Here is an 8,421-nt window from a genome sequence, read left to right on the forward strand (position 1 = left end):
GAACGCGGCGACGACGAGGGGCGAGTCGTAGCCCGCGCCGGCCAGTTCGACCCGCAGGGTCGCCATCGAGAGCGTCCCGGTGGCGACGTAGGCGTACCCGACGCCGATGAGGTACAGCGTCGCCCCGACGGTGCCGGCGAGCAGGTAGTTCAGGGCGGCGAGCGCCGCCGTCGCCCCGCGGCGACTCGCGACGAGGGCGTACGCGGCCAGCCCCGAAATTTCGAGGAAGACGTAGAGGTTGAACACGTCCGCGGTGACGCAGACGCGGTCAGGCCGGCGACGAGGAGCAACCAGAGGCTGTCAGTCGGTCCCGTCGGGTCGGTTCGGACCGCGAGGTGGGCGGCCGCGGACACGACGGCGACGAGGAGGACGAACGCGCTCGAAACCGCGTCGAGGCGGAGGCCGATGCCGTACGCGGCCGGCAGTCCGCCGACGACGTACGAGAGAGAGCCGCCCGTGACGACCCCCCCAGACGGCCGCGGCGGCCACGCCGAGGTGGACGAGGAGGACGGCCGCCGTCACCCGCCCCACCGCGTCCGGTCGGCCGACGCCGACGACGAGGGGGGCGAGGGCGCCGAGCAACGGCACCGCGACGAGGAAGGGGAGCAGGTCGCTCATCGCCGCACCTCCCGAATCGCGCGCTCGCTGAACGTCCCGTACTCGTCGTGCAGACGGACGACGAGGGCGAGGGCGACGGCGGTGACACTCACCCCGACGACGATGGCCGTCAGGATGAGCACGTGCGGCAGGGGGTTGACGTACGGGCCGGGCGCCGAGAGCAACGGCACGCGGCCGCCCGCGCGGAACGCGCTCGCGACGAAGAACAGGAAGACGCCCGTCTGGAACAGGTTCAGCCCGATGACGCGCTTCACGAGGTTGTCCTCGGCGACGAGGACGTACAGACCGACGCCCACGAGGAGCGCGTACGCCACGTACGCCGCCCGCGTCGCCAGTATCGTCGACACGTCCACCACTACCGCTCACCTCCGGCGGGGTCCGCGGCGAGACGGACGAACAGCACAGAGACGACGGCGCCGACTGTCGCGCCGATGCCGAGTTCTATCGCCTCCGTCGCGTAGACCGACGGTTTCGGAATCGGTAGCACGTCGAACTGCATGAACGCCCCGCCGAAGACCAGCCCGGCCATCGAGACGACGCCGAAGACGAGGGGACCGGCGGCGACGAGTGCCAGTAGCGTCCGCGGCGAGAGCCACGCCGCCGTCTCCTGAACGCCGAACGCGAAGGCGAACGACACCACGACGGCGGCGGCGACGACGCCGCCCTGGAAGCCGCCGCCGACCGAGGACGTGCCGTGGAACAGCGTGAACAGCGCGAACGTCAGCACGAACGGCGAGAGCAGTCTGACCGTCGTCGTGACGACCGTACTCTCGACGCGCGATGGGCGGCTCACACCAGCACCTCCCGGCCGAGGACGGCCAAGACGGCGACGGCGGCCGTGAAGACGACGGCTATCTCGCCGAACGTGTCGAACCCGCGGTAGACGACCAGCACGGCCGTCACCGCGTTGTCGATGCCGCGGTCGGCGGCGTCGGTCAGGTAGAACTCCGTGACGGGACCGAACGCCGGCGCGTCCGCCGCGCCGACGGCCGGGAGCGCGGGCACCGTGAGGAGGAGTCCGGCAGTCACGACGCCTGCGACGGCGGCGGCGCGAAGGTCGATCGTGCTCGAATCGGACTCCGGGGGACGCTCCACCGCCGTCGCGGGCGACGCTGACGACCCGACAACCGGCGAACCGCGCGAGGGCGTGGCTCGCCGCGCGACGAGGAGGAACAGTCCGGTCGTCACGCCCGCGCCGACGGCCGCCTCCGTGAGGCCCACGTCGGGGGCGCGGAGGACGACCCACACCATCGCGAGACCGAGGCTGTACGCCCCGAACGCGACGATGGCCGTGAGCAGCGTGCGCGCGAGTGCGGTCACGACGGCGGTGGCCAGCGTGAAGCCGAGCAGCGCGTACAGCACCGCCGTCTCGGGAGTCATCGTTCGCCTCCGGCGTCGTCCGCGACGGTCGTCGGCGTGTCGCCCGCTCTCGCGGCCGCTCTGACGATGGCGTGGGCGGCGGTGGGGCCCGTGACGAGGACGAACAGCGCCAGCATGAGCAGTTTCACCGACTCGGTACCCGGGCCGAAGGCGACGCCCGCGGCGAGGAGGCCGAGAAGCGCTCCGAGCGTCTCGCTCTTGGAGGCGGCGTGCGCCCGGGCGAACACGTCGGGGAGGCGGACGAACCCGACGACGGCGACGAGAGAGAAGAAGACGCTCCCGGCGACCAGCGCCACGACGGCGGCGTCGACGGGGGTCACAGCAACCCACCTCGTTCGACGGAGAACCGCGAGAGGCCGAGCGAGAGCAGGAAGTTCAACAGCGCGTAGACGAGCGCCACGTCGAGGAAACCCGGTTCGTCGAGCGCCGCGCTCAGGAGGGCGATGACGACGACGGTGGTCGTCCCGACGACGTTGACCGCGACGACGCGGTCGGCCGTCGTGGGGCCGACGACGACTCGCCAGAGGAGCGCAGTCGCGAGGGCGACGAGCGCGACACCGCCGAGCAACAGTCCGGTCGTCGCGACGGGCGTCGTCATCAGGTGCCCTCCGTCTCGTCGTCGGTCGTCTCGGTGACGGGGTCGCCGGTGACGAAGGCGACGGATCGCGCCAGCGACCCCGCCAGCAGTTCGGTCCGACTGGCTTCGGTCAGCGCGTGGACCACCAGTTCGTCGTCCGTGACGTCGAGCGTCACCGTCCCCGGCGTCAGCGTGATACTGTTGGCCAACAGCGCCCGCGCGAGGTTCCCCTCGGGCGCCGGGACGCGAACCACCGACGGCGCTATCGGGAGTCGCGGGTCGAGGACGACCCGCGCGAGCGACAGGTTCGCGCGGACGACGGCGGCGAGGAGTCGGGGGAGGAACACGACGGCGCGAGCGACGACGCCGAGACTCCCGCGCGAGGGCGCGGTCTCGAAGACGACGGCGCCGAGGACGGCGGCGACGACCACCGCACTCACGAACCCGGTCACGAGGTCGAACGGGTCCGTCGGGTCCCCGAGCGCAAGGTAGAAGCCGTACGCGACGAGGCCCGTCGCCCCGTAGCGGACCGCGGCGTCCCGAAGTCCGTCGGCCGCGGCGGCCGTCAGTCGGCTCACGGGGGCCTCCCGGCAACCCAACCGTCGCGGAACGCGGCTTGTTTTTTCACGTTCTGGTAATATATCCACATATACTTGACCATGTCGGTAAATTCGTAGAATAGTTTATGTTGCTCCGTGACGGATGCTCGGTATGGGTCACGAACCGAGACGACGGCGACGAAGCGAGAGACGGACCAGCACACCCGGCACCGGCCTGAAGAGTGGAGAAGACGGGCCGAGCGTGACCGCCAGCACGACTCGTCCGGGTGGCTGAGATGAGCGACGACTCCCCCCTGACCGACCGGTTCTGGCTGGTGCTGACGGCGGCGTTGCTGGTCGTGATGCCCGCGCTCACGTTGCTCGTCGCCTACGTCGCACTCGCGGCGACCCGGAGCGTCATCATCGAGCAGATAACGCTCGTCGAGGCCGTCGAGTTGTACCTCGTCGAACTGGTGGCGTTCACAGCGTTCAGTTACCTGCTCTACAGAGTCACGATGTACACCGTCAATCGACAGAAAGGCTCGACGGGAGAGTCCGCGGACCCCGCCGTCAAGCCCAGCGAGCGAACGGAGGGAGAGGCCGACTCCCGATGAGCGCTCCCGGGGCGGCCGCCCCCCGTCCGGCGAACGGCCATCCTGACGGTGACCGGGCCAGAAGCGGCGCGCCCGCGGCGGGAAAGGCGGTCGGAGACCGGTTCTCGACCGACGAGATATTCCAGCGAGTCGTCGCGACGGCCGACGAGGAGGTCGGTAGCGAGAGCCTGCGTCTGTACCTCAGCGGTCTCGCGGCGGGGTTCGCCATCACGCTCACCTTCTTCGTCTACGCGACGACGAAGGCCGCCTTCCCCGACGACACGACGGGCCTCGTCGCGCCGTTGCTCTACCCGCTCGGGTTCGTCTACATCATCATGGGCCGGTATCAGCTCTACACCGAGAACACGCTGACCCCGGTGACGCTCGTGTTGACCCGCGTCGCCAGCGTCCCCTCGCTGTTCCGCGTCTGGGTCGCCGTGCTGGCGGGGAACCTCACCGGCGCCCTCGTCGGCGCGTTCGTTCTCGCGAACACGGGCGTGTTCTCGCCCGCTGCCGCCGCCGCAGCGGTCGAAATCGGCGCTCGCGGCGTCGAGACGCCGTGGTGGGACCTCGTGTTCAAGGCCGTCTTCGCGGGCTGGCTGGTCGCCGGACTGGTGTGGCTGGAACACGCCGTCCGCGACTCCATCTCGCGCGTGGTACTCATCTACCTCATCATCTTCACTATCCCGGCGACGGGGCTCTACCACATCGTCGTCAGTTCGGCCGACACGTTCTACCTCGTCTTCACCGGGAACGTCGACCTGTTCGTCGGCCTCTGGGAGTTCGCCGTGCCCGTCCTCATTGGAAACACCATCGGCGGGGTGTTCTTGGTGACGCTGCTCAACTACGGGCAGACGGCGGACCCCTTCCCGGACGGCGACGGGAAGCGCCGCCGTCTCGGTCGCCGCGAGTGGCTGTTCAGCCTCCGAATTAGCGACCCCGAGCCGGACCCGACGGGCCCCGAACGCGTCGCCGCGACGGGCCGAGGCGAGTAGCGACGGTGCAGTCGCCTCGTGGGGTCGCTTCGCCGCTGTGACCGCACCGCGACCGCAACACTCCTTCGCTCGGCCGACGAACTCCCGGGCGATGCCCGACCTGCACGCACTCGACCACGAGGCGTACGTCGAACGAGCCATCGAACTCGCGCGCGCGGCCGGTGACCGCGGCGACGGCCCGTACGGGTCGTTGCTCGTCCTCGACGACGCCGTCGTGATGGAGGAGACGAACCGGGAGCGCACGGACGACGACATCGCGCTCCACCCGGAACTGACGCTCGCCCGGCGGGCGGCGCGAGAACTCGCGCCGGCGGAACGCGAGCGAGCCGTGATGTACACGAGCACCGAACCGTGCCCGATGTGCGCGGGCGGTATCTCGATTTCGAGCCTCGGCGCCGTCGTCTACAGCGTCTCCGGCGCACGGGCGGCCGCGGAGTTCGGCGGCAGCGAAGGCGTCCCGTGCGGCGAGATTTTCGACCGGCGCGGGTGCGACGTCGACGTTGTCGGCGGCGTCCTCGAAGCCGAGGGGCTGGCGGTCCACCGCGAGTTCCGCGGCGACGACTGAGCCGGCGCCTCGACGCACGCGGGCGGTCGGTCCGCGGCCGTCACGCCACACTTTTCGTCCTCCGGGGAGTTCATCGACCGACGTGACCGCCAGATGTTGACGCGAGTCGAGTGGCGAGTGAGCCTCCGACTCGTCGGGACCGTGCTCAAGTGGCTGTGGGTTCCGCTCGCGCTTCCTCTCGGACTCGCCCTGTACGACGGGACGGCGCTCCTCCCGTTCCTCGTCCCGACGGTCGGAACCGTCGCCGTCGGTGCCGCTCTCGAACGACTGACCGACGAGGACAGCCTCGGCGAACGGGAGGCGTTCCTGATGGTGTCGGCGACGTGGTTGGCCGTCTCCGTCGTGGGGGCCGTGCCGTTCGTCGTCGCCGGCGCCGGAACGCTCGCCAATCCGGTGAACGCCCTGTTCGAGAGCATGAGCGGTATCACCACCACGGGTGCGACGGTGGTCGTCGACTTCGGCGCACACGCGCGGGCGGTGCTCCTCTGGCGCGCCGTCCTCCAGTGGATGGGTGGACTGGGCATCCTCGTCCTCGCGACGGCCATCCTCTCGCAACTGTCCGTCGGGGGCGCGCAACTGATGGAGACGGAGAGCCAGACCCGCGACGTCAACAAACTCACGCCGAAGATTTCGCAGACTGCGGGGCTGTTGGGACGGCTGTACCTCGGTCTCACCGCACTGCAGGTCGCCGTCCTCTACGGCCTCCACCTCGGCGGACTGGCACCCGCGATGACGCTGTACGACGCCGTCGCGCACGCGTTCACCACCATCTCGACCGCCGGCTTCTCTCCGCGCCCGGAGAGCGTCGCCGCCTTCTCGCCGGCGGTCCAGTGGGCCGTCGTCCCGTTCATGGTCGTCGGCGCGACGAACTTCTTCCTCGTCTACTTCGTCGTCACCGGGAGCCTCGACCGGTTGTACGAGAACGAGGAGTTCCGCTTCTACGTCGGTCTCCTCCTCCTGTTCGCCGCCGGCGTGGCGGGCATCCTGTTCGCGGACGGCGGGCCGCCCGCGGGCGTCGAGGAAGTGGCTCGCCACTCGCTGTTTCAGGTCGTCTCCATCGTCACGACGACGGGGTACGCGAGTACGAACTTCGACCTCTGGTCGTCGGGCGCGAAGCACCTGCTGTTCGTCTGCATGTTCGTCGGCGGGATGGCGGGCAGCACCACCTGTTCGATAAAGACGCTCCGGTGGCTGGTCGTCCTGAAGGCGTTCCGCCGCGACCTGTTCACGGCGTCGAACCCGCGGGCGGTCCGCCCGGTCCGACTCAGCGGGAGCGTCGTCGAGGAGGAGACGATTCGCGACATCTACGCCTACACGCTCGTGAGCCTCCTGTTCTTCATCGCCGCCACCGTCTTCGTCGCCGTCGACGCCTCTCGTGGGGCGCTCTCGATAACCGAGTTCGAGGCGATGGGCGCCGCCGCCTCCACGTTCTTCAACGTCGGACCCGCGTTCGGCATCGCCGGACCGTTCGCCAGTTACGAGCCGTTCTCCGTGCCGGCGAAACTGTTGATGACGTTCCTGATGTGGGTCGGCCGCATCGAGATAATCCCGGTGCTAGTGCTACTGACGCCCGCGTTCTGGCGGTCCTGAGGCGCGAGCGTCACATCCGCCCATCCGCAGTTTCGCGGGCTCGCCCGTTCGAGAGTCCGTCGAGGACGTGTTCGCGCAGTCGCGCCGTCGCGAGCGACCCGGTGACGTGGCCCCTGTTTAGAACGACCGGAGCCATCTCGCCGTACCCCGGTCGCTGCGCTTCGTACTCGATGATGCGGTCGTACCGTCCGAGTAGCGGGCGACAGTCGTCGGCGTCGACGGCCGCGAACGCTTCCTCGAAGTCGAGCACCTCCCGGAGACGGCCCGGGTTCCGGCGGGCCGGGGCACCCGTCAGTTTCCGGTAGGCCGAGGAGACGAACATCTCGCCGAGCGCGGCGCCCGCGAACATCGGGACGTAACCGTCGGCGGTGTCGAAACAGGCCCGGTGGAGGTTGGTCGCCCACCCGCCGAGGCTGATGCCGGCGAGGTGGACGGACCCGTCCGTCCGCTCGCGCGCTCGGACCGTCAGCTCCTCCATCAGACCGACCGACGCGGCGAGCATCCCGACGAAGTTCTCGAGGTCACCCATCGCCCGGGCGTACGCCGCGTTCGTCCCGTCGTGGAACGGGGCCCTGACGGCGACGACGTTGGCCGGAATCTCCGAGTCGGCGGCGACGAACAGCCGACGGAACGAGTTCGTCCCGAAGCGGCCGAAGTCGAACGGTCGCTCGCCGCTGCCGTGGTGGTAGACGAGCGTCGGATACTCCGGGCCGCGCCACCGCCACGGCACGTACGCCGCCTCGAACTCCCCGCACGGGGTGTCGACGGTCACCGTCCAACGGCCGGCTTTCGAGAGGGCGGCGGCGGCGACGTCGGCGTCCGCGCCGGCCGCGGCGTCGAGGAGCGACGGGGCCGCGAGCGAGCGAGCGAAGAACTTCGCGTCGCGGACGAGGAGGGCGCTCAGTCCCACGGTACCGACGTCGACGAGTTCGTGTACGTTCATTCGATGGCTCCGGTGCTACGCGCCGGTACTCGCCGCCGCGTCTTCTACCTGCTGGACCCTCCGACCGCGGGTACTACCCGCTGAGAACCATCGTCGTCAGTTAACTCCGTTTCAGACGTACTCTCTGTCGGTGAACGACATGACCAGTCAACTCCGTCGGTGGCACGTCCTCTCGACGGTGGCGATACTCGCGCTCGCCGCCGTCTCGTCGCTCCTCGGTCTCCTCCGACCGGGTCACTACCGGGACGCCCCCGCCCTCGTCGCACAGTATCAGCTGCAGGACCTCACGGTTCTCCTCGTCGGTCTCCCCGTCCTCGCGGTCGGCCTCCGGTACGCGATGCGGGGCTCTCCCCGCGGCCGTATCGTCTGGCTCGGCGCGCTGGCGTACTCGACGTACACGTGGCTGAGCGTCGCGGTTCAGGTCTCGTTCAACGACCTGTTCCTCGCGTACGTCGCGCTGTTCTCCCTCTCGCTGTTCACGCTCGTCGGCGGCCTCGTGACGACCGACGCGGCGGCCGTCCGGGAGGCGCTGGAGGGACGCATCCGCACCTCGCTGTACGCCGGCGCGCTGGTCGTCGTCGGACTCGGACTCGCGGCGCTGTGGCTCTCGGACGTAGCGCT

General features: G+C 69.8%; 12 protein-coding genes and 2 pseudogenes. 5 read left to right on the plus strand and 9 right to left on the minus strand.

All coding sequences use genetic code 11. From position 1 onward, the window contains the following. From GJ632_RS24005 to GJ632_RS16390, 8 genes are all read right to left on the minus strand, one after another. On the minus strand, positions 1 to 246 hold a 246-nt coding region (locus GJ632_RS24005), incomplete at its 3' end, for a proton-conducting transporter membrane subunit (protein WP_343161220.1). A gap of 54 nt (positions 247 to 300) precedes the next feature. Continuing rightward, on the minus strand, positions 301 to 618 hold the full coding sequence (locus GJ632_RS24010) for a hypothetical protein (protein WP_231751618.1): 318 nt from the start codon (positions 616 to 618) through the stop codon (positions 301 to 303). Next, entirely contained in the window at positions 615 to 965 is a 351-nt protein-coding gene (locus GJ632_RS16370) for a cation:proton antiporter subunit C (protein WP_343161221.1), read from the minus strand. Before GJ632_RS16370 ends, GJ632_RS24010 begins: the two co-directional genes overlap by 4 nt. An 8-nt stretch (positions 966 to 973) precedes the next feature. After that, positions 974 to 1,411, minus strand: coding sequence for an MnhB domain-containing protein (locus GJ632_RS24015; protein ID WP_343161222.1), 438 nt, complete (start codon positions 1,409 to 1,411; stop codon positions 974 to 976). Continuing rightward, complete coding sequence (locus GJ632_RS24020) at positions 1,408 to 1,998, minus strand: DUF4040 domain-containing protein (protein ID WP_231751619.1); 591 nt, start codon at positions 1,996 to 1,998, stop codon at positions 1,408 to 1,410. Before GJ632_RS24020 ends, GJ632_RS24015 begins: the two co-directional genes overlap by 4 nt. After that, on the minus strand, positions 1,995 to 2,318 hold the full coding sequence (gene mnhG / locus GJ632_RS16380; protein ID WP_343161223.1) for a monovalent cation/H(+) antiporter subunit G: 324 nt from the start codon (positions 2,316 to 2,318) through the stop codon (positions 1,995 to 1,997). Before mnhG ends, GJ632_RS24020 begins: the two co-directional genes overlap by 4 nt. Further along, positions 2,315 to 2,596: a monovalent cation/H+ antiporter complex subunit F gene (locus tag GJ632_RS16385; RefSeq protein WP_089809829.1), complete on the minus strand. Its 282-nt coding sequence runs from the start codon at positions 2,594 to 2,596 to the stop codon at positions 2,315 to 2,317. The genes mnhG and GJ632_RS16385 overlap by 4 nt, the downstream gene beginning before the upstream one ends. After that, positions 2,596 to 3,153, minus strand: a complete 558-nt coding sequence (locus GJ632_RS16390; RefSeq protein ID WP_197428039.1) for a Na+/H+ antiporter subunit E — start codon at positions 3,151 to 3,153, stop codon at positions 2,596 to 2,598. The genes GJ632_RS16385 and GJ632_RS16390 overlap by 1 nt, the downstream gene beginning before the upstream one ends. Positions 3,154 to 3,410: 257 nt before the next feature. Here GJ632_RS16390 and GJ632_RS16395 point away from each other — a divergent pair, with 257 nt between their 5' ends. The 4 genes and pseudogenes from GJ632_RS16395 (at position 3,411) to GJ632_RS16410 (ending at position 6,857) form a co-directional block, all read left to right on the plus strand. Beyond that, positions 3,411 to 3,728 carry a hypothetical protein gene (locus GJ632_RS16395; protein ID WP_191453514.1) on the plus strand — a complete coding sequence of 106 codons (318 nt, stop codon included), beginning with the start codon at positions 3,411 to 3,413 and terminating at the stop codon, positions 3,726 to 3,728. Next, positions 3,725 to 4,495, plus strand: a pseudogene (locus GJ632_RS16400) (formate/nitrite transporter family protein); the annotation flags it as partial. The gene GJ632_RS16395 and the pseudogene GJ632_RS16400, both read left to right, overlap by 4 nt. A gap of 298 nt (positions 4,496 to 4,793) precedes the next feature. Next, positions 4,794 to 5,267, plus strand: coding sequence for a nucleoside deaminase (locus tag GJ632_RS16405; RefSeq protein ID WP_089809823.1), 474 nt, complete (start codon positions 4,794 to 4,796; stop codon positions 5,265 to 5,267). A 93-nt stretch (positions 5,268 to 5,360) separates the two neighbouring features. Continuing rightward, entirely contained in the window at positions 5,361 to 6,857 is a 1,497-nt protein-coding gene (locus GJ632_RS16410) for a TrkH family potassium uptake protein (protein WP_191453516.1), read from the plus strand. Between the two features lie 10 nt (positions 6,858 to 6,867). On the opposite strand, the gene GJ632_RS16415 is transcribed toward GJ632_RS16410, so the two are convergent. Continuing rightward, positions 6,868 to 7,767: a hypothetical protein gene (locus tag GJ632_RS16415; RefSeq protein ID WP_197428040.1), complete on the minus strand. Its 900-nt coding sequence runs from the start codon at positions 7,765 to 7,767 to the stop codon at positions 6,868 to 6,870. Positions 7,768 to 7,939: 172 nt separating this feature from the next. Here GJ632_RS16415 and GJ632_RS16420 point away from each other — a divergent pair. Continuing rightward, positions 7,940 to 8,421, plus strand: a pseudogene (locus GJ632_RS16420) (hypothetical protein); the annotation flags it as partial.

This window comes from Halogeometricum sp. CBA1124 (assembly GCF_009741955.1).
Taxonomy (GTDB): domain Archaea; phylum Halobacteriota; class Halobacteria; order Halobacteriales; family Haloferacaceae; genus Halogeometricum; species Halogeometricum rufum.

Excerpts from the sequence above, each read along its gene's own strand:
- GJ632_RS16395 (WP_191453514.1), top strand. The coding sequence starts at position 3,411 with ATGAGCGACGACTCCCCCCTGACCGACCGGTTCTGGCTGGTGCTGACG.
- GJ632_RS16410 (WP_191453516.1), top strand. The coding sequence starts at position 5,361 with ATGTTGACGCGAGTCGAGTGGCGAGTGAGCCTCCGACTCGTCGGGACC.
- GJ632_RS24010 (WP_231751618.1), bottom strand. The coding sequence starts at position 618 with ATGAGCGACCTGCTCCCCTTCCTCGTCGCGGTGCCGTTGCTCGGCGCC.
- GJ632_RS16405 (WP_089809823.1), top strand. The coding sequence starts at position 4,794 with ATGCCCGACCTGCACGCACTCGACCACGAGGCGTACGTCGAACGAGCC.
- GJ632_RS24020 (WP_231751619.1), bottom strand. The coding sequence starts at position 1,998 with ATGACTCCCGAGACGGCGGTGCTGTACGCGCTGCTCGGCTTCACGCTG.
- GJ632_RS16385 (WP_089809829.1), bottom strand. The coding sequence starts at position 2,596 with ATGACGACGCCCGTCGCGACGACCGGACTGTTGCTCGGCGGTGTCGCG.